This window comes from Peredibacter sp. HCB2-198 (assembly GCF_045999315.1).
Classification (GTDB): Bacteria; Bdellovibrionota; Bacteriovoracia; order Bacteriovoracales; family Bacteriovoracaceae; genus Peredibacter.
The window spans coordinates 2,777,168-2,797,378 of the sequence record NZ_CP174607.1 but is presented as its reverse complement, the minus strand read 5'-3'; the positions used below and the strand labels follow the sequence as shown (position 1 = coordinate 2,797,378).

Below are 20,211 nucleotides of genomic sequence, written 5' to 3'. Positions count from 1 at the left end.
TTGAGAGTGAAGGAGTGAATCTCTTCACTCCTTCTTTTCAGTAGTTTTGGTAAGATTTTTCTTCGCGAAGATGGGAACCGAGTTTGTTATTTAAATCTGATTTGAGCTTCGCTCGTTTATCATTTTCATGATAAACAAACCGAGCTAGTTGAATAAATTCCTCTCCAAAATCTTTTTTACTTTCACAACGACGAATCCTGTCTTCAACTTCCCAAAGATTTTCATTGGTTTCTTTAAGCCGACCATAAAGCTCTTCGACTTCACCATCAATAGGAATATGCTCTTCTCGGATATTTAAGAGATAAGTCAGCTCTCGCTTGATATTTTCCAGTTTGTGAGTTTCCTGAATTCTATTTTGTTTAATTTCAAGAATGGATATTTTATCCATTAATTCTCCGACTGAAACAGGCACTTCAATGTTCTCCATAAATTCCTCCTGAAATTAAGAAATCATCATGTCTGAACTCTCTAACTTTAAACTGAGTGAAAAATCCAGTTTTTCCCCCGGGCGAATCTCTCCGCATTGCTGATTTTTATGGGCCTCACCTAAGTCGTAGTGTCCGGCATTGGTGGGTTCCAACATGGAAACGTAGTGACCGTTAAAACCTCCGTAGCTTTGAAACAACCACACATAGGGAAACTTATCTTTGGGGAACTGAAAAGTAAGTCTGGTTCCAGTGCCTGGATTAAAGAGCGCGCACATGCCTTCTTCAAGGTCACTCAATCTGACAAACTCCCGACTATGCCCATCTTCTGGCAATGCTCTTTGGATATTCACATACTCTCCACTTTGGGCCACTCCAATAGGGAAAACTGTCTTTTTATCAATCCCCAGCAAACGACTAAATCCCAGGGCCACCGGTTCCATATAGGAGCCAGGCATATGAAACTCATCTCCTGGTTCAATGGCCAGGGCCGGATGAAATTTGAAAATGAAAGGTAGGTCCATGGCGGCCCGGGACTCAATTTTATAATCAATTTTTAATTCATTTTCTTTGAGTAGAAATTTCTTTTGAATAATCACCGGATAGGTCTCGCATTCAAGTTCAAAGACCGCTTCATTGGGATCTTCTGAGGGAATGAGCTCCCAGGTCCTTCTCCAAAGTTCTCCATGATCGGTGAGTTTAAATTGATTAATCTCCACCGGAGCATCGTTAGGGAACACTTCTTCCCATCCGCCCTCCCAGTTTTCATCAAAGCCGTCCAGCTCATGGAGTTCTTTTTTTAATTCTGGCGAGTACTTCCAGACCCAGTCCTTGCCCGTATGTCTATCAATAAAATGCTCTACTCTCGCTCCGCGACCTCTGCTGATTTTAACCAAGAGATTTTTATTTTCTAACGTAATCATGTAGACCTCACATTGGTAATGGATGAATGGCCTGAAAATCAAAACATGGAGTTGGTTCTTCTTCCAAAAGTGCACGGGCCCTATCAAATATAAGTTCTGGGTCTATGTCGAGACAGGCATTGGTCCCATGGGGACAAACACTCTTATAACAAAATCTGCAATCCACATCTTTGAACAAGACATGATGAGGAACCATCCAAGGTGTGTGCTGGGGATTAGTTAAGGCATAAAGAACCAAGACCGGAATTCCTAAGGCGGCCGCCATATGCACTGGCCCTGAATTATTAGAAATAATCAAAGGAGTCTTCTGAATCAGGGCGATCATTTCTTCTAAAGAAAGTTTACCAGCAAAACTGATGGAATCATGTTTCATCTGAGACTGAATTTGTTCGATGAGCTCTCGCTCATCCGGGCCACCGGTGAAAATGATTTTTTTCCCCAGACGCTCAGTCAGCATGTCTGCCACTTGGGCGAAGCCAGAAGTACGATATCTTCTTGATTCAGCAGTGGCCCCGGGATGAATGACAATCCAATTTCCCTGAAGATCTTGCATCTTATCTTCGAGTTTCATCCGGGCCTTAGGATCAACATCCAATATCAGTGGAAGAGGATCTCTTGAGGCCCCTAATTCATGGGCGAGATCTAAATGTCTTTTTACTTCATGACGAAGTGTCTCTTGGGGCTCAGTTTCCTTGATCCAATGAGTGAGGAGTGAATAAGGGTTTTCCCGACAATACGCCGTCCGCAAAGGGATGCCCGCTAAATAACAAAGAAGGGCCGAAGGAAGTGGATTCTGACTGTAGACTGTGAAAATAATGGCGCCATCGAAATTTTCTCGCTTCAGTCTTTCAATCATCTTTAAATCCGATACCGGGTCATTCAATGTTCCACTGGCCTTGAGCCATGGGGCCCCATAAGAAATGACATCATCGAAAAGTGGAATGGACTTCGCAATTTCCATTCCTTGTTTGGAGGTTAAGAGCGTCAGACTCCTACCAGGAAGTTGCTTTTTGAGGGCCGACATCGCAGGAGTTGTCATGAGTAAGTCCCCCATGGCATCCAATCGAACACAAAGAATTTTTTTAGCATTTAACCAGGCATTCATAAACGCCACTCCTGAGCTAAAATGATAAGCGCAGCTCCGAATAGATCCTGTGCTACGTGATCGGGCTCCCGAAATTCATTCATCACCCATTCGGTTTCATGGCCGTTATTAATAAGGATGGTCTTACAGCCCGCTCTTTTACCGGCCTCAATGTCGTCAAGGATGTCGCCGATCATCCATGAACGTTGAAGAATGATTCCATGCTCTTTTGCGGCCTTCTCCAGCATGAGGCTACCCGGTTTTCGGCATTCACACCCATCTTCTGGCCCATGCGGACAATAATGGAAACCATGGAGTTCTCCTCCTAATTCTTGAAACATATGGGCCATTTTATTTCTGACAAAAGTCAGATCTATTTCTTGAAACAAACCCAGGGCGATTCCCTTCTGATTAGTCACGATATGAAATTGAAAAAGGTCTTTTAATTTTTGAATGGCAAAATCCGCACCATTCGAAAATTTAATCTTGGAAACATCCACGTTAAATGGAACATCTTCAATTAATGTACCGTCCTTATCAAAAAAGATCGCCCTAGGTCCCATATCCACCTCTTATGGCCAAGAAGTTTCTTTCATAGGCAGCACCATCACTTCTGGTATTACTGATTCATGCGGTAAATATAAGATTTGTGAAATCACATTCGCCACATTAGACGGTGGTTGAAGAGTTGAAACATCAATATCAGGAAAGCGATCCAGTAAGAAAGGAGTTCTCATTCCACCACAAATAACGGCCGTCACCTTAACTCCCATCTCTCTTCCTTCTACGTGAAGAGCATGAGTAAAACCCAGTAGCCCCCACTTGCTGGCGTGATAGGCAGAAGCATTGGCCCAACTTCTTTTGGCCGCAGTTGAAACTATATTGATGATGTTCCCCTTCTTCTTGTGCATGATCCGCAGGGCCTCTTTTGATAAAACGAAAGGGCCAGTCAAATTGGTATTGAGAATATCGTTCCACTTTGTCACCGGCATTTCAGAAATAGGAGTCGTGAGATCAATGCCCGCATTATTAATAAGAACATCGAGACTTCCAAATTTCTGAACTATGCCATCGAGTTTTTCCGGAATTTTTTCATAGTTCGTGACATTGAGTTCAATCGCCGTGGCCTTTCCTCCATTCTGCTCAATCTCTTTGGCAATTTTATTGGCCTTTTCAAAATGGATGTCGGCCACGATTGTTTTTATTTCATGATTGGCCAGGGTTCGACAGATCTCGGCCCCCAGACCACTCGCACCACCAGTGATGAGGGCCACTTTTCCTGAAACTTGACTCTGAGTTTGCATTCAAAACCTCCCTGTTATATTGAAATGAGTATCTATTCTTAAAAGAAAGATCCGTGACTTTTGAAATGAGAATTTCTTCAATTTTTCGGGCCATGTGCTCCCATCGGAAATGCTGATTCACCCGGTTCAAAGATTCCATCCCAAAATTTTTACGTAGCTTTTCATCTTGCATGATTCTTGAAAGGGCCTCTTTCAGAGCAACGGGATCATTAGGAGGAACTAATAGACCCGTCTTCTCATGTTTAACGGTATACTTTATTCCTCCCACATTGGATCCAATCACCGGAGTTCCACAGGCCATGGACTCAACAGGAGTGATACCAAATGGCTCATACCAAGGTGTGGTCACAAAGACATCGGCCGCACTGTAATAGGTTTTGAGTTTTTGTCTGGATTTACTTCCAGCGAAAGAAATATATGGAGACACTCCTTCCTGATCAGCAATGGCCTTTAATCTTCCAATCTCAGGAGTGCGAATAGGACAAGCGTCCTCAGTTTCTCCTCCAACAATAACGAGTTTTGCTTTCTTATTATTTTCTCTTAGATATTGAGCAAAACCTCGGATCACATTATCGGCGCCTTTACGGGGGACCATTCTTCCCAGATGGAGAATGACTTCTTCACTCTCTTCCAGTCCCAGGGCCTTTTTCGCCTCTCGCTTGTTAATCGGATACATTTCTTCCGCATCAAAACCACAAGGCACGATATCAACGTTTTTATGATGAGCATCGTAAAGCTCTATCAGATCAGACAGGTCCTGAGGGCATTCAGCTATAATACCGTCGGCCTCTCTTACCAATAAATCCTCAATATCAAATCGTTCATCAGAAAACCCATCGTTTTTGCCTTGATGAATTCTTCTTACTTTTCCCAAGGCGTGGAATGTAATCACAAAAGGAATGTGCAGGTGTTTTTTAAGATTGGCCCCTACGAGCCCTGACATCCAAAAATTTGTATGAATCACATCGAAGCTCTCGCTTCTGGATTTAATATAAGAGATCATAAAACTCGAAAACTCATCCATATAGGGAAGTAATTTTTCTTTCTCTATATAATTGGCCGGCCCCGCCGGAACGTTAATCAGCTTAAAACCTTCCTCTAAATCCTGCTCAATGGGTAACTCATCCGAATCTCTGCGAGTAAACACCTCAACCGTATGGCCAAATTGGACGAGATGCTTTGCTAATTGAGCAACATAAAGGTTCTGCCCTCCAGCGTCTTTACCGCCTAAAGCACATTTTGGTGAAGCATGTTCACTAATGATTGCTATTTGCATAATTAGCTCCTTACTACTTCTTGTAATGTGTTGTTCCAGTCTCTAATAAATCGCTCTATTCCAAATCGCTCCTGCGCTCGTTTTTTTGCCTTTTTCCCCCATTCATCAGCGAGTTTTTTATTTTTGACCAGCTCTCGGGCGGCGATGGTCAACTCCTCAGGTCGAGTAGAAATAAAGCCTGAGACATTGTTTTCAACCACCGTGGCCAGTTCCGTTGTGGCCAAACCAATGATCGGCACACCAATCATCATCGCCTCGCAAATGGACAGACCAAGACTTGTGTAGCGAATAGGATTAAAGAAATATCGGTAATGCGAGCAAAAGGCAGGAAGTTCCTGATGAGAGACCTCACCAATACCTCCTACGTCCTCCCAGCCCATTCCCACTAAATCTAAATCCAACTCAAGGGACGCTTTTTGAAAGATATCGAGACCCAAACGTCTGCCACGTTTGGCGATATTATTGACAATCACAATCCCTTTTTCGAGATCCCCTTCATAATGAACGTCTTCTGGAATTTTTACTCCGTGATCAATCACAGTAGTGGGTGACCGCTGACAGTCCCACATTAAACGGTTGAAGTCTGTCACGTGAACGATCATTGTATTGGGATCATCAACGGGATGAACGGTGTTCGTAGGATTCTCTCTCGGAGGGTCATGCTCCAAAAAAATCTTTGGCAGTTTTAACTGTTCGGAAGACAGAACTTCGTGTTGATGAAGGAGATAGTTGTCATGATGCTGATAAAGAACGCAGTCAAACTTTTGATTTTTTACTTCCTCAAAGGGAATTTCATGGATATTAGTGGGCCAGGGATAACTGGGAGTTATTCCACAATAACCGAGAGAATCATCCGTCCTTCTTGGCAGATAAATGTCATGAGGGATGTGAGAAAGATAATACAAATAGCTTCCATGAATATGCCAAGTGAATATTTTAAGTCTTTTCATAAGACCTCTCCTATGACTTCTAAAACATCTTCAAGATCAGGTCTCACCAAGGCCCGGTGAAGAGATTTATTTAAGGGGGCCCAGCGATCAGGATTTGTTTCAGTAAAAATAACGACACTTCTCTTTTTAAGGGCCGCACTAATGTGCGACACCCCCGTATCATTGCAAATAAGGGCCTCACTATGATGAATGAGTGCTGACAAAGGTCCGATTGGAAGATTTAATGAGGCGACATCAAAAGCATGTGATTTCATTTTACTTATGATGTCTTTAACTAATGGTCCTTCGACCTCCGATCCCGTAAAAACAACCGAAGTTCCTTTTAAGGCAATTTCATCGGCGAGTCGGCAAAACAGGTCTCGGTCCCAACGCTTGGACTCAGTGGAAGCTCCTGGATGGATGCAAATATAAGATGAAGGAAGATTTAAATTTTGTAAGACCTTATGGTCCTCGTCCAACAAAGGAAACTCTAAATCACGACTAGGACTCTCAATTCCCAGGAGTTTTAAAAGGGAAAGACAGCGTTCTAATTCGTGAAGCTCACCACGATACTGAAGATAGTCATCAGTATCTTTTGCAAGATGATATCCAATGGTTCTCTTGGCACCAAACAGTTGCGTTACAATATTACTCACTTCACCACTTCCATGAAGTTGAATGGCAAGGTCAAATTTACGTTGTTGAATCTGTGCAAGAAAAGCGACGACCTTCTCTGGCGAAGTTGCTAATTCCGGCATTCCGGGAAATCCGGAAAAAGGAATAAACTCATCAATCAGATGAGTGAACCTTAAAAATAAATTTTCCATACTTGGCAGAGAGACAAGACTTATTTCTGCATTTGGATAGCGCAAGCGAACGGCCCGGAGAGCAGGAATTGAGCAAATCATATCTCCCAACTTCAACGCACGCAAAATGACTATTTTCTGCATAAACAAAACCTCGCATTGAACAGACGAGATTTTGCAATTGAAGTGCCACGACTCTTGCGAATGATTTCAAGGCAGATGAATTTTCAGGCGGGGTAAAGTGACCAGTAAATGTGACTTGTTTTTTTGCCGATGGATTTATTTTTTCTTTTTACTAAAATCCAATCTCAGTGTTTTTTTGCCATAGACAATTCCACCTATGCTAAGCACATTCAAAAGAAGTATTCTGATTAGTCCTGTCTTGCTTTGGCCATAAGGAGCAAAGAGCCAGAGATAATTGACCGAAAAAAATGTAATCAAACTGATAACCAGACAAATAAGTGCTGAAATGGAATGAAAGTCATTTTTATTAAATTGCATGTAATCCCTGCCTAGTAATAGGTTCAGGGATTACCGAATTAAATACAACACAATTCTTAGGAATCGACAATTGTTCCGCCGTTTGGATGCAGAACCTGTCCGGTCATATAGGAGGCCTCTTTACTGGCAAGCCAGGTAAAACATCCGGCCACCTCATTAGGTTGCCCTGCTCTTTTTAAAGGAGTGTCCTTACCAAAATTTGCCACTTGTTCTTCATTAAAAGACGCTGGGATTAGGGGCGTCCAGATAGGACCAGGGGCCACGGCGTTCACCCGAATGTTCTTTTCCGCCAGACTTTGAGATAAAGAACGAGTCAGGGAAACAATCGCTCCTTTAGTTGAACTGTAGTCAATGAGCTTCGGATTTCCTTTATAGGCCGTGACTGAAGCATTATTGATGATACAACCTTTGACCTTTTCAATGTGAGGGAGGGCCTCCTGAGTCAGGTAAAAGTACGAATAGATATTGGTTCGAAACGTCTGAAGCAACTGCTCCTGTTCAATTTTAACGAATTCCTCTTCCACATGCTGTTCGGCCGCATTGTTAACTAAGACATCAATGCGTCCAAAAGCAGAAACCGTTTTCTTCACTGCCTCAGCACAAAACGATTTTTCACCTATGTCTCCTTTTAACAGAAGACACTTGCCTCCAAAACTTTCGACCATGGCCTTGGTCTCATGGGCATCTTTATCTTCATCTTTATAAATAATGGCGACCCAGGCCCCTTCATTAGCAAAGGCCAGGGAGACGGCACGGCCAATGCCACTGTCGCCACCAGATATAAGAAGGACTTGATCCACAAATTTATGGACCCCTTCATAAAAAGGCATGAATTCCGGACGTGGGGACATTTTATGTTCTTTACCGGGTTGATGTTCTTGGGTTTGAGGTTCCATAAAAAACTCCTAATGAAATATTCTCTTCATAAATGGTTCATCTTTCTTCTTAACCACTGAAATTGATCCATTTGCTTCTAAAGTCGCTTGAAAGACTTCATCAACATCCATCACTCCTTGCATTCTAAGTGCTTCATGCAATTCCTGGTCCGTGATGGTCTCCTGATGCATAAGCTTTTTATTCAGCCTACCATTTTTGATTAATACTTTCGGCACTCCTTCAATGACCTTTTCAGCGACCCTGAAATGAAAAGAAACCTTATTCAAAATAATATTGATAATCACCATGGTTCCAATTGTGATGAAAGCGGCGGGAATCCCCTTATCATCGCCCACTAATGCATTCTGGACCGCCTCACTCATGATCAATAAAAGAATCAGATCGAAGGGAGTAAGATCTCCAAAATGCTTCTTCCCCCAAAATCTAAAGACCAAAAAAAGAAAAGCGAATACGGATGTGGCCCGAATTATCAATTCCTGCCATTCAGTGTCTAAGTTCCACATATATGACTCCTAGAAAGATCAATAACTCCAATCCCCCATCGCCCAGATAGATTTTCCGGATGGTCCCTCTCAGGGGAAAATAAATACTGATGAACCCTAAGAAGAGACTGTTTGTAAGAGAAAGAAGAATGACTTCTGGCGAGATTGAAGGCGAATAAAGCGAAGAATACAAAAAGACCATTGATGAAGAGAGAATGAGCAATGAAACAGTATAAACCAACCAATGGTCTTTTTTGTTGCCGGTGACCTTTTCAAAAGAACGCAGATGAAGAAGAGGCCACGCGGCGGTCAGAAAATAGTAAACACCCTGAAATAAGACGATGTATTTCATCTATTGTGGGGCCTGAAGATTTCTCATTTTATCAATGAATCTTGGAGGCATTAGGTTTACTACCATATCGAAAGAGGTCTTCAAGAAACCTTCTTGACCAACTTTCGCTTTCAGCTTTTCGAAGGCGTCTCCCATCATATTGGCCTCTTCTTGAGAAAGAATGTTGCGGGCCTCAGCAAAGATTTTTCCTTCTTCTTCCGCGATATGATGAGTAAGTGCCTCACGAAGCTTAATTGCGGTCTCTTTCCAATCCATATCCGTAGAGTCTTTTAACTGAAGAGTTCTCAAAAGGGTCTCAGCTTCCATGTGTTCTTTATAAGAATGCATCACATCCGACTTGTCTGAATTGACCGCACGGATGGCATTATAAAACACAGACTCCTCCGCGCGTGCATGAGGAATCAAACCACTTTTAATTTGCTCCACAAGTACCGAGCGATAGCTATCTCTTTCATCTAGTTTAATAAGTTCATCCAGAAGATCTTTAATTTCATTATGATCGTTCTGAAGGCAGGTATAAATATCCATAGACCCCTCCTGGTTTAAGTCTTGCTCAGATTCATTCTCTGCTAGCGTTTTCGAATTGAGATTTAATTTAGGCCCAAAACTTTAGTGGCATGTGAGTTGCTATCTTATCTATGGACTAAAACAATTGGAGTTAACCATGAAAAAGGCCGACAAACCTACAGCTGTTATAACCGGGGCCTCGACAGGTATCGGTTTTGAATTGGCAAAGCAGTTCGCACTGAATGGCCATGACATTGTTATTGTATCAAGCAGTGACAGAATCAAGGACGCCGCTCAGGAATTAAGGTCCATTGGGTCGAATGTTTTTGATTATAAATATGATCTTGCCCGCAAGGGGGAGATTGAAAAATTTTACGATGACGTAAGGTCTTTGGGTAAAGACATTAAGATCATTGCCTTGAATGCAGGAGTTGGTTTAGGTGGTGCATTCAGAGAAAACTCCATCGATGATGAAGTTAACCTTATCAATCTGAATGTGGTGAGCACGGTCTACCTCACAAAACTATTTCTGAATGGCTTTCTTGAAAACAGTGGGAAAATTCTTTTTACTTCTTCTATCGTTTCAGACATGCCCGCCCCTTACTCTTCCATTTACGGTGCCTCAAAGGCCTTCATTCAGTCCTTTGCCAATGCTCTAAGAGAAGAACTTAAAGAAACAGATATCACCATTACGACTCTCATGCCTGGGGCCACCAATACCAACTTCTTTGCGCGGGCCGGGCTATTGGACACTAAAGTTGGAGCTGAAGGTCGTTTTGAAAATGAACCGGAGGAAGTGGCCAAGCAAGGTTATGAAGCATTAATGAGTGGTATGAACGAAGTATTTGCGGCAAGTACAAAGACAAAAATAGAGGGCGTCATCAATAAATTTCTACCGGAAAGAGTTAAGGCCATCATGCACAAGAAACAAGCGGAACCTGGATCGGCCCATCACTAATCGAATTGCTTTTCGAATGCCAGGAGTCCTTGGCCATCGACATCAGATGCGCCAAGGCCCACTCCTATAGAAAGACCAATAAAATATTTTTTCCCAAGGTGATGGTGAAGGCCAGTTTCCAAAAGATAAGTGTAATCTGATTTTTCACGTTCACTTTCAAAGAGAGCGTCACAAATTAACGCCGTTTCATTAAAAATTAACCGGCCAAATCCGAAGGTATAAATACTGCGATCAGTTCTTTCACCGGATGAAGCGGAACTATTATGCTCGAGTTGATAGTTAAAGTGAAGTTGCGTTATAGGAACTTTTGAGTTCCCTTCAAGCGTTGTCGTCAAATTAACTCTTATTGAATAGAGCATTGAATCCATTCCCTTTCCAGTGGGGAAAATTGCCACCGGAGAAAGAGATATTTCAGGAAAATAGTTCTCTGAATGATTAAGACGATACAATATTCCCAAGTCCGTTTGCCCAGAGTCTTTCTCATTTCCTCCAGAAAAAATGGTCGCCTCCCCTTCGAGCTGAAGATCTTCAGTGGCCCCATAACGAAGATTCGGTCTATGTCTCAAGACATCTGGATCCTTCTTTTCTAAAACTGCACTATATTGAATATCAAAACTGTGCTCATCAATGGGAGTGGCATCCTCCAGATGCGTAGGCATGTCATTATTTAAGTTCATGACATCAGCGTGAACAGGAAGCAGAAGCAGGAAAAAGCAAAACCAAAAAAACATAATGGCCTCTTTCTTGCAATTTTCGGGTAACTCACGGGGGCCCTTATGCAAGATTTTGACAGCACGATACCATTTATGAAAGACCCATATCTCTACATCACAAAAAAATGCAGAGAATTAAAAACGGACACTTTCACTATGCGTCTCATGCTGCTAAGAACTACATGCATGAAAGGTAAAGACGCCGCAGAGCTTTTTTACTCTAATAGATTTGTACGCAAAGGTGCTTCACCAGAACCCATTCGCGCCACCCTGTTCGGTAAAGGCGGGGTACAAGAGTTTGATCAAAGAGAACACCATCATCGTAAAAAACTTTTTATGCCTTTCATGAATCCGGAAGAAATAACAGATCTCTTCCAACTAACCAGAAACATCTGGATGAGAAGACTAAGAAATTGGGTCGGAACCAAAGAGATTAATCTCTATGAGGAAGCACAACTTATTCATACCGAGGCCATTTGCGAATGGTTTGGAATTCCTCTGAGAAGAGACCAAATCCCAGAGAAGGCCCGTGAACTTACCATGATGTTTGATTATGCCGCGGCCAAGGACCTGAGTTATTTAAAAGCAAGGTTTAGAAGACGAAAAACCGAACAATGGATCATTTCGCTGATTGAGGACATTAGAAAGAAACCTAAGTCCCATGAAGACACTCATCTCAAACGCTTTTCCCTCTACCGGGACCTTCGAGGGGAACTTCTACCTTCAAAAATTGCGGCAACTGAAGTCTTAAGTACACTAAGGCCAGCGGTGGCCGTTTCACTATATGTGGTTTTTCTGGCCCATGCTCTTCATCAGTTTCCCGATCGCGCTCGCCTTATTCAATCCGACAGCGACAGGTTTTCATTTATCCAGGAAGTGAGACGTTTCTATCCATTCTTCCCAGTGGTCCCTGCACGTGCCAAGGCCACTTTTGTTTGGAGAAACCATGAATTTGTAAAAGGGCAGCTCGTTCTTTTGGATCTCTATGGAACAAATCATGATGAAAGAATTTGGAAACATCCAGAACATTTCATGCCGGAAAGATTTGATAACAGAACTCAAAATCCTTTTGATTTTATTCCCCAAGGAGGTGGTGATCATGCCACTGGACATCGCTGTCCAGGAGAATTAATCACTCTCGGTTTTATGGATGTGGCCCTTCATTGTCTTCTAGAAGATATATCTTATGATGTCCCGACTCAGGATCTAGGAATCAATTTTAAACGCCTTCCGGCCATCATTAATAGTCACATGATTCTCACCAATGTTCGCCCCAAGACTCAAAGAACTGAAGAAAGACTTTCAGTAAACTTCTTTCAAGAATAACTGATAGTCATTTTTGTTTTTGATAATCCTGTCAGGTTGAAAAATCGGTCTAATCAATCTGATCATGAATCTATTAATGGAGCCGGGAGCATAGACAACGATTTCTTTTAGTTTCTGAAGCTTCTTTACTTCCTTTAAGAAGAGAATGTTAAAGGGGTTGATCAGTCTTACATCTTCTGTATTCGTACAATAGGTCCAATGATGAGGGCATTCTTCTGAAAACTCCTTGGCATTTTTTAGATCTTCTTCCAAGAGATCGGGATTAATGAAGCCATGTGGTCGGGCGAGAAAGAGGTGCTTGTCATAGTCTTTGAATATTTCAAGCTTTCCTCCAAGATTGTCTTTTATAGTCACCTTAGACATAGTTGCTCTCCTTGTTATGATTTTTTTTGCAAGGGGAATGCCACTAAATAACTCTTAAGGGAACAGTTGTGAATGAGGCAAAGACATCAGACGAATTTACTCTTTACATAAAATTCCCACCTCTTGGCCAAAACGCAGCCGGCACCACCATTGCAATTCCCCTTGCTGCGGTTACAAATTTAAAAAAGGAGTTTTTTATGAAACGTTTAGTAGCACTTACTGCATTAGTTTTTAGTGTTTATGCTGTAGCACAGACTTCTTCGCCAGGCTCGTCTGCTCCATCATCAACAACACCTTCGGCCACTTCATCGCCTAGTTCAACAGACTCTAGCTCAAATATGGAATCTGGTTCTATGGAAGAGCAACGAATGGAAGATGAAAGTCACAAAGGACATAAGAAAGATAAAGATATGCAAAAAGAAGAGGCAGGGGACATGAAAGATGAGTCACCATCTTCTACAACAACTCCGTAGAAGACTTCCTGTTAGAGACCTTCCGGTGGAAATACCGGAAGGTTTTATTTCAAGATTATTGACCAAGAATTTTAGAACCAGTCATGCGGATTTCGCCCTTATCAGAAACGGCGAAATTAAATTTGTCCTTCATGGAACTCGCAAAAGACATTTCAAAAGCACCGGCATTTGGAAGACCAAGTGCCGCTACGTTTGTAACAACGCTAAGAGCACGGTCTCTGATCTGGATATTCTGGGCCGGAAGAAACGTGAATGTACAAGCAATTCCGATCTGGCCACGAGCACATGAGATGTTGATTTTTTGATCGGTGGAAGTTGTGTTTAGAACATCGCTGTTACCAAAATGGTTCAAGAAGTTGCTCAAACGGCCGGTTTGAGATCTTTCATTGATCAGAACCCCTACTTTTTCTGGTTTATAGAAGAAGGCAACTGAATCATTTGCAGCAATAGCAGAAACAGCAAACACAAGTGCTGAAAGGGTAAGAAGAGCGAATTTCATAATGATCCTTATTGATAGAAGACTTGGGATTTAACCCATACTCCCCCGACAAATTGGATAATGGCAAGATTACCCGCAGCGATGGAGTCCACTTCTTCCAATGAAAGGTTTCTTAATGAATAGATCTTCGATTCAAAGATCTCACCCTTAGGGTGGAGGATCTTTAAAAGATCAGTTTTCTTAAGACCTTTTGGATTTTTCACCATGATGGCAAGGTGTGAGCCCTTTTCGGCCTCAAGCACTTCCCCGATATAATCCCCTTCACGCTTCTGAAGGCGTGAGTTTTTAAGTTTCGGGAAAAGCACGTCGGTCTTATTCACAAGATAAAATCCACGCATGAGATCCTGAGTGTATTTTTCTTTAAAGGCCTCGAACTGAGAAGCATTGAAATTTTTCACAAGTCCCGAGATCTCAGGTAGAAACTGATTGTCCCAGCGCTGATCAATACGGAAAAAACCAAGTCCCATCTCGCGCAGCTCATGAGCAAAATCCACTAAGCAGAATTCCTTAATATGAAACATGAATGTGCCGTGGGCATTTTCAACAATCGGGAAACCTTTATGAGGTGATTCTTCACTCTCCCCAAGGGCCGCGATTTCTCCATTCATGCTCAATTTCTCAGGAGCAAGGGCCGAGAGAAGTGGTCTTGGTGTATAGAAAAGAAGAATGCGTCCCATTCCTAAAAGCTCACAAGGAACTTTGAGTTTTTGAACGTAATTCTCAATGGCGGTCTTAGATAATTCAATTGAAAGAATGAGACGCTCAAGACGTCCTTTCGCCAGATCCACCCAACCTTCTAAAGCCGGAAGATTGTGGTTTCCATTTTCAGCAATAAACTGAAGAGGTCTATCAGTGTTTCGAACGATCCATCCAAATGCTCCCGGATCTTGGACACGAACAGCATCGGCGTGAGCGACATAGTCACTTACTTCTTTTAGTTTTGCCGTGAACACATCTTGAGTCATAAGGATGTCCCACTCTAAAAGAACGCGAAGACCAAGTTCCTTTGCACGATTGGCCAAAGTTACGAATTCATCCCTCGAAAGTTTCCCGAATCGGGAAAGAGACTTCGGTTCAAGGATCACTTCCTCAAAACCTTGATCTTTTAGAACATTTAAATCGTGGAGCGAACGTGCATAAGTGGTAAGTTTCATGCTTTACCTCTTTGACGAACAAGGTGCATGGCACTCACCCCTTCAACGAATGGAAGTCTCACAAGAGTGGTTGGACGAGTACGAGTCACCGGCTTCATGGCAAGATCCATGATCTCATTGGCCACAACTTTAATTGCTGGACCTTTAAAAGGAATGATTTCGAGTTCATCACCCTGATTAAAAGCATTTCTCACTTCAATCACGATTCCAGCTGAAGGTGTGGCATCAATCACCGAACCCACCATCTGCCATTCACCATCTGAAGCATTTTCTCTTTCATTAAAGATTGAATCAGCGCCGGCCTTTTCAACCAAGCTCGCTTCTGTATAACTACGGTGAGACACCTTACTGAGTTCAGCTTCCCAGTTGAGAAGATCGTCTGACAGGAAATCTCCGTGTTCCGCATAGTACTGGAGTGCCTCAGAATAAACCTTCGACATGGTCCCCGCGTACAAGTGAGACTTCATACGTCCTTCAATTTTTAGAGAATCAATCTTCTCTTCAATGAAGGCGGGAAGAACTCGGAGACCCTCAAGGTCCTTTGAGCTCATAAAGTAGGCCTTCTTTTTCTCTGGGGTATCGAGACCCTCAAGAGAATATTCGAATCGACATGAATGGGCACAACCACCACGGTTTGAATCTCGCCCTTGAGTGAAGTTCGAGATCACACAGTGGCCAGAATAGGCCATACACATAGAACCGTGGATAAACATCTCAATTTCGATGTCCACTTCACGCTTAATTTTTCCGGCCTCTTTGACCGAAACTTCACGGCCCAGAACGATTCGTGTGGCCCCGGCCTCTTTCCAGATACGGGCACTTTCAGAATTCAGGGTCGAGGCCTGAGTTGAAATATGAACCGGGATCTTGGAATGGGCACGAACGGTTTTAACCACTCCCAGATCGGAAACAATCACCGCGTCTGTTCCAATTTCTTCCAGGAACTTCACAAACTCTGGAACTTCTTCCAGGTCCTTGTCGTGAAGGAAGGAGTTTAGAACCACATAAACTTGGGCGCCTCTTTCATGGGCGAAGGTCATCCCTTCACGGAGCTCATCCAGAGTAAAGTTATCGGCCGCTGTCCGAAGTCCAAACTTCTGTCCGCCTACGTAGATAGCGTTGGCCCCATAAAGAACAGCAATTTTTAATTTGTCGAGGCTACCGGCCGGGGCCAGCACCTCAGGAAGTTGATGCTTAGTCATGATGGTCCTGTTTACCAAAATTCAGACGTAAGTTAAACTCTTGATAAAGAATATGTTTTAAAAGGGTTTTCGGTTTGAAAAAAGTTCTCTCTTTGCTCCTTCTGACAGTTCTGGTGGCCCTTGTAACTGGCGGATTTCTCGTCTTCGATCGCTATCAGAAAAATCCTGAGCAGGTAGTTCCTTACCCATATACTTTTGTTGAGTCTGCCCCGGCCATTCAGTTGGATGCTCCCATTCTTATTACTGGTGACCGCATGGGTGCCTATTTTGCGAAATTTAAGACAGAACTAGCGGCCGCAATCTCGGTGAATCTCGCCAAACCGATTCAGGTCCAGAGTCTCGCCAAAGAAGGAAGCGGACTTCACCGCACTCTTCATGAACTCAAATCCCTTACTCAGTGGCCCCAGATTTTGATCTATCAAGGTGCCAGTGAAGAGTTCGCTGAATCAAAATTTAATCCGGCCGAAATCGGGAAAATTAACACCAATTTTAAGCGCTATTCGGATGATCGTATTGAGACATTTTTAATTCTCTACCCATGGCTTTCTCGTTTGGTTTATGAACCCGTTCATCAGGTGAAACTGGGCCCAACTCCAGAGCTAAAGCAAGTGGAGGAACCGGAGTATCTGAGACGCATGGAGACCGAACTTCTCCTTTATGAACAGCAACTGATTCAACTGGTAAATCAGAGCAAGGACCGCAATACTCTTTTGATTCTGACTACCACGCCGATTAATCTTGATGTTCCTCCCAAAAAGGTCTGTGAGTTCACCACCACCACCGACATTGAAACGGAAATTTTGGATTTGAGAGAACTTTTGAAGAAGAACAATCCGAAGGCCGCTTATGGCAAATCTTCTAAGCTCATTAACCAATATTCTGGAAATGCTCTTCTTTGGTTCATCCATGGCCAGATTTCAAAACGCCTGGGTTACACCGATGAGGCCGCTCAGTCTCTTCTCAAGGCCACGGCCTACGACTGCCAACCTTGGAGGGCCACTGAAGTTTACAATTCCATCATTCGAAAAGTGGCCAAAGACCACCAAGTTCTTTTGTTCGATTTCGCCCAGCTACTGACGAACGAATGGACTCAAAACACAACATTTTTTGATGAGATCCATCCCCAGAATTTGTACTACGATAAGGGTATGAAACAGCTAGGTATGGTGATCAAAAGAATCCTGAAACTGTAGAGGGTAAACGATGCAAGTTTATAATTTGGAATTTGGTCCTCATGAACTCGTCGCTCGCGAAGGTGATCCTTCCACTGATCTCTACTATCTAAAATCTGGTCGACTTCTTATCTGCACCGTTCATGGAACTGAGGTGAAGGCCATCGCTCGCATTGAACCGGGAGTCTTTATCGGAGAACTTTCTTTCTTCGATGGAAAACACCGAGCAAGCCATATCGTGACCCTCGAGAAAAGCACTTTAGTGCAAATTCCCAAACACGAATTATCTAACCATCTTCCTTTCTGGTTTCTGGAAGTGGGTAAAGGTCTAACCAAAAAAATCCGTCGCCTAGACGAGATCATCAACTCCAGTAATCTGCGCAAAATTGGTTCTGAAGATCAAAAACCTCTGACCATTGAAGAGCAACGCAAGCTCTACGCGGTCATAACTCATCAACATACTTAGGTATTTTGGCCACGCTGACTCCAGGGTGGTAAACTTATGATACCCACTGGGGCCAAATTAACTGCACCAAGTCACGGGAAAGCCCTTTAAAACCGCTCTCGCTTGGCACGCTCCTCGCAATACAGAGAGTTGGGACAACAAGGAGGTTGACCAATGAGAACACACATCTTTTCGACCTTTCTTCTTTTGGTAATGATGACGGCCTGTGCTTCTAAAGAACACTTAACCGCTTCCCAGGAACAGAAACTAGAAGAAAAGCAGGAAATGCAAACCAACGTCCAATATTCACAGTTTGACGGTCAGGCGGCCGGCCGGGAAGGTCCGACCCGAGAACGCCAGTAAATATTTTACGTCCACCGGGAAAATTGGTTTTTTAATTCGCACTTTTTAACTTATAGTGCGGGTTATAAAAAACATGATTTTCCCGGAGGGATTTTGAGGTGAAAACTTCTTCACAACAACCTACTCGCTTTCACAACTTAGACGCGAGTAAAGAATGGACCACGGCCGATGCGGACGAGATCTATCAGATCAGTCGCTGGGGCGAAAATTACTTTTCCATCAACAACAAGGGTGACCTTTGTGTGAACCCAACCCAGACCAGCAATGGTCCGGTGATTAACATGATGGAAATCGTGGAAGAAATGAAGAACAAAGGGATTTCATTCCCGGCCGTGATTCGTTTCCACGACATCCTCCGTTCGCAGGTGGCAAACCTCAATAAAACTTTCCGTTCACTCATTGAAGAGGCCAAGTTCACTGGCTCTTACTATGGCGTATACCCAATTAAAGTAAACCAAATGCGTGAAGTGGTTGAAGAGATCGTCGATGCCGGCGCTCCGTTCAACTATGGTCTTGAGGCCGGTTCTAAACCGGAGCTACTAGCTGCTCTTGCGATGAACTCAAACCAAAACTCACTCACTGTGATTAACGGTTACAAAGACCTTGATCTTCTACGTCTTGCCCTTTTAGGGAACCAACTTGGCCGTAAGGTGATCGTAGTAGTAGAAAAATACTCTGAGCTTACTGACCTTATGAAACTTTCTCAGGAAATCGGTGTTGAGCCGATGATCGGTCTTCGTGCTAAGATCGCCACAAAGTCTTCAGGGAAATGGGCCAGCTCTGGTGGTGACTACGCGAAATTCGGTCTTACGATCACTGAGATCCTTCAGGCCGTAAAATACATGAAGTCGATTGGCAAAGAGCACTGCTTGAAGCTTTTCCACTTCCACATCGGTTCTCAGATTCCAGATCTTCGTACCATCAAAGATTCAATCTCTGAGGGTGCTCGTATTTATGCCAAGCTTTATAAAGAAGGCGCGAAACTTGAGTACTTCGACGTAGGTGGTGGTGTTGGTGTTAACTACGACGGTACTCGTTCGAACTCTCCGTCTTCGATTAACTACACAACTCGCGATTACGTAGCGGACGTGGTTTATATCTTAAAGCAAATCTGTGACCTTGAAGACGTTCCACATCCAAACATCGTGTCTGAGTCTGGTCGTGCCATTACTGCTCACCACTCTTGTGTGATCACAAACGTTTTCGGCGCGATGGAAATCGGTGCAGGTGAAAACTTCAACACTGATAAAGCAATCAATGAAAACATCCTCGTGACAAACATGAGAGATCTTTCAACTGACCTCACGGCCAAGAACTACCAGGACGTTTATAACGACGCGACTAAGATTAAAGAAGAATCAATCGCTGCGTTCAAGCTTGGTATCTTAACTCTTGATGAGAGAGCGAAACTTGAAACGCTTTACTGGAGAATCTGTAAAAAGATCACTCAGTTCGCGTCTCTTGATGAATATGCTTCGGATGAAATTCTTGCTCTTAAGAGCCAGATGGCCTCTCAGTATATGTGTAACTTCTCTATCTTCCAGTCTGCTCCGGATACTTGGGCCATTGGCCAGATCCTTCCGGTTCTTCCCATCCACAAGTTGAATGAGAAGCCGACCGAGATCGCAACACTGGTGGACATTACTTGTGACTCTGACGGTAAATTGGACACGTTCCTTTCACCAGATGGCCCGACAAATACACTGCCAATGCACAAGCTTAACGGCGACGATTACTACATTGGTCTCTTCATGACTGGTGCTTACCAGGACATCATGGGTGATAACCATAACTGTTTCGGCCGTCTGAACGAAGTGCACATCTTCGCCGATGATGATGATCCAACAGATTTCTACATCGAAGAAGTGATTTACGGTAACAAAGCATCACAAGTGCTTTCTACTCTTCAGTACAACCCTGAGACCATGGCACAAACCGTGAAGGCCTCAATTGATACTCAAGTGAAGCGCGGCAAGATCCGTCCTCGTGAAGGTGTGGATTTGACTGACTTCTATGAAAGCTGTCTTAAGAGCTATACATATCTAAAAAAATAGTTT

General features: G+C 43.2%; 23 protein-coding genes. 7 read left to right on the top strand and 16 right to left on the bottom strand.

Annotated elements, in window-relative coordinates:
* Nucleotides 1-37 precede the first annotated feature (37 nt).
* The 11 genes from ACJVC5_RS14205 to ACJVC5_RS14155 form a co-directional block, all read right to left on the bottom strand.
* The gene (locus ACJVC5_RS14205) at nt 38-427 is read right to left on the bottom strand and encodes a DUF6165 family protein (protein WP_408096188.1); all 390 of its coding nucleotides are present in this window, start codon (nt 425-427) and stop codon (nt 38-40) included.
* A 15-nt stretch (nt 428-442) separates the two neighbouring features.
* Complete coding sequence (locus ACJVC5_RS14200) at nt 443-1,348, bottom strand: hypothetical protein (protein WP_408096187.1); 906 nt, start codon at nt 1,346-1,348, stop codon at nt 443-445.
* A gap of 7 nt (nt 1,349-1,355) precedes the next feature.
* Nucleotides 1,356-2,453 (bottom strand): lipopolysaccharide heptosyltransferase II, encoded by a 1,098-nt coding sequence (waaF, locus tag ACJVC5_RS14195; RefSeq protein ID WP_408096186.1) that lies wholly within the window; start codon nt 2,451-2,453, stop codon nt 1,356-1,358.
* Nucleotides 2,450-2,995, bottom strand: a complete 546-nt coding sequence (locus tag ACJVC5_RS14190; RefSeq protein ID WP_408096185.1) for a D-glycero-alpha-D-manno-heptose-1,7-bisphosphate 7-phosphatase — start codon at nt 2,993-2,995, stop codon at nt 2,450-2,452. The genes waaF and ACJVC5_RS14190 overlap by 4 nt, the downstream gene beginning before the upstream one ends.
* Nucleotides 2,996-3,004: 9 nt before the next feature.
* Complete coding sequence (locus ACJVC5_RS14185; RefSeq protein ID WP_408096184.1) at nt 3,005-3,736, bottom strand: SDR family oxidoreductase; 732 nt, start codon at nt 3,734-3,736, stop codon at nt 3,005-3,007.
* The gene (locus ACJVC5_RS14180) at nt 3,639-5,012 is read right to left on the bottom strand and encodes a glycosyltransferase family 4 protein (RefSeq protein ID WP_408096183.1); all 1,374 of its coding nucleotides are present in this window, start codon (nt 5,010-5,012) and stop codon (nt 3,639-3,641) included. Before ACJVC5_RS14180 ends, ACJVC5_RS14185 begins: the two co-directional genes overlap by 98 nt.
* Nucleotides 5,013-5,014: 2 nt before the next feature.
* Complete coding sequence (locus ACJVC5_RS14175; RefSeq protein WP_408096182.1) at nt 5,015-5,962, bottom strand: glycosyltransferase; 948 nt, start codon at nt 5,960-5,962, stop codon at nt 5,015-5,017.
* Entirely contained in the window at nt 5,959-6,891 is a 933-nt protein-coding gene (locus ACJVC5_RS14170; protein ID WP_408096181.1) for a glycosyltransferase family 9 protein, read from the bottom strand. Before ACJVC5_RS14170 ends, ACJVC5_RS14175 begins: the two co-directional genes overlap by 4 nt.
* A gap of 413 nt (nt 6,892-7,304) precedes the next feature.
* A complete protein-coding gene (locus ACJVC5_RS14165) occupies nt 7,305-8,144 on the bottom strand; it encodes an SDR family oxidoreductase (RefSeq protein ID WP_408096180.1) in 840 nt (279 codons plus the stop codon).
* 9 nt (nt 8,145-8,153) lie between these two features.
* Nucleotides 8,154-8,648 carry a DUF421 domain-containing protein gene (locus tag ACJVC5_RS14160; RefSeq protein ID WP_408096179.1) on the bottom strand — a complete coding sequence of 165 codons (495 nt, stop codon included), beginning with the start codon at nt 8,646-8,648 and terminating at the stop codon, nt 8,154-8,156.
* A 331-nt stretch (nt 8,649-8,979) separates the two neighbouring features.
* A complete protein-coding gene (locus tag ACJVC5_RS14155; RefSeq protein ID WP_408096178.1) occupies nt 8,980-9,507 on the bottom strand; it encodes a hemerythrin domain-containing protein in 528 nt (175 codons plus the stop codon).
* 136 nt (nt 9,508-9,643) lie between these two features.
* Here ACJVC5_RS14155 and ACJVC5_RS14150 point away from each other — a divergent pair, with 136 nt between their 5' ends.
* Entirely contained in the window at nt 9,644-10,444 is an 801-nt protein-coding gene (locus ACJVC5_RS14150) for an SDR family NAD(P)-dependent oxidoreductase (RefSeq protein WP_408096177.1), read from the top strand.
* On the opposite strand, the gene ACJVC5_RS14145 is transcribed toward ACJVC5_RS14150, so the two are convergent.
* A complete protein-coding gene (locus ACJVC5_RS14145; RefSeq protein WP_408096176.1) occupies nt 10,441-11,175 on the bottom strand; it encodes a hypothetical protein in 735 nt (244 codons plus the stop codon). The genes ACJVC5_RS14150 and ACJVC5_RS14145 overlap by 4 nt on opposite strands.
* 138 nt (nt 11,176-11,313) lie before the next feature.
* On the opposite strand from ACJVC5_RS14145, the gene ACJVC5_RS14140 reads away from it, so the two are divergent.
* Nucleotides 11,314-12,483, top strand: a complete 1,170-nt coding sequence (locus tag ACJVC5_RS14140) for a cytochrome P450 (RefSeq protein ID WP_408096175.1) — start codon at nt 11,314-11,316, stop codon at nt 12,481-12,483.
* Here the strand turns inward: ACJVC5_RS14140 and ACJVC5_RS14135 are convergent.
* Nucleotides 12,460-12,846, bottom strand: coding sequence for a hypothetical protein (locus ACJVC5_RS14135; RefSeq protein ID WP_408096174.1), 387 nt, complete (start codon nt 12,844-12,846; stop codon nt 12,460-12,462). The genes ACJVC5_RS14140 and ACJVC5_RS14135 overlap by 24 nt on opposite strands.
* Nucleotides 12,847-13,043: 197 nt before the next feature.
* Here ACJVC5_RS14135 and ACJVC5_RS14130 point away from each other — a divergent pair, with 197 nt between their 5' ends.
* A complete protein-coding gene (locus ACJVC5_RS14130; RefSeq protein ID WP_408096173.1) occupies nt 13,044-13,319 on the top strand; it encodes a hypothetical protein in 276 nt (91 codons plus the stop codon).
* Nucleotides 13,320-13,374: 55 nt separating this feature from the next.
* On the opposite strand, the gene ACJVC5_RS14125 is transcribed toward ACJVC5_RS14130, so the two are convergent.
* Genes ACJVC5_RS14125 through ACJVC5_RS14115 form a run of 3 tightly spaced genes read right to left on the bottom strand, consistent with a single transcriptional unit; the run spans nt 13,375 to nt 16,174 of the window.
* Nucleotides 13,375-13,818 carry a hypothetical protein gene (locus ACJVC5_RS14125; RefSeq protein ID WP_408096172.1) on the bottom strand — a complete coding sequence of 148 codons (444 nt, stop codon included), beginning with the start codon at nt 13,816-13,818 and terminating at the stop codon, nt 13,375-13,377.
* Between the two features lie 8 nt (nt 13,819-13,826).
* The gene (locus ACJVC5_RS14120; RefSeq protein WP_408096171.1) at nt 13,827-14,972 is read right to left on the bottom strand and encodes a U32 family peptidase; all 1,146 of its coding nucleotides are present in this window, start codon (nt 14,970-14,972) and stop codon (nt 13,827-13,829) included.
* On the bottom strand, nt 14,969-16,174 hold the full coding sequence (locus ACJVC5_RS14115; protein WP_408096170.1) for a peptidase U32 family protein: 1,206 nt from the start codon (nt 16,172-16,174) through the stop codon (nt 14,969-14,971). Before ACJVC5_RS14115 ends, ACJVC5_RS14120 begins: the two co-directional genes overlap by 4 nt.
* Before the next feature lie 74 nt (nt 16,175-16,248).
* On the opposite strand from ACJVC5_RS14115, the gene ACJVC5_RS14110 reads away from it, so the two are divergent.
* From ACJVC5_RS14110 to speA, 4 genes are all read left to right on the top strand, one after another.
* The gene (locus tag ACJVC5_RS14110; protein WP_408096169.1) at nt 16,249-17,367 is read left to right on the top strand and encodes a hypothetical protein; all 1,119 of its coding nucleotides are present in this window, start codon (nt 16,249-16,251) and stop codon (nt 17,365-17,367) included.
* A gap of 10 nt (nt 17,368-17,377) precedes the next feature.
* On the top strand, nt 17,378-17,812 hold the full coding sequence (locus tag ACJVC5_RS14105; protein WP_408096168.1) for a Crp/Fnr family transcriptional regulator: 435 nt from the start codon (nt 17,378-17,380) through the stop codon (nt 17,810-17,812).
* A gap of 153 nt (nt 17,813-17,965) precedes the next feature.
* Nucleotides 17,966-18,154: a hypothetical protein gene (locus ACJVC5_RS14100; RefSeq protein ID WP_408096167.1), complete on the top strand. Its 189-nt coding sequence runs from the start codon at nt 17,966-17,968 to the stop codon at nt 18,152-18,154.
* Between the two features lie 98 nt (nt 18,155-18,252).
* Nucleotides 18,253-20,208 carry a biosynthetic arginine decarboxylase gene (speA, locus tag ACJVC5_RS14095; protein WP_408096166.1) on the top strand — a complete coding sequence of 652 codons (1,956 nt, stop codon included), beginning with the start codon at nt 18,253-18,255 and terminating at the stop codon, nt 20,206-20,208.
* Nucleotides 20,209-20,211 lie beyond the last annotated feature (3 nt).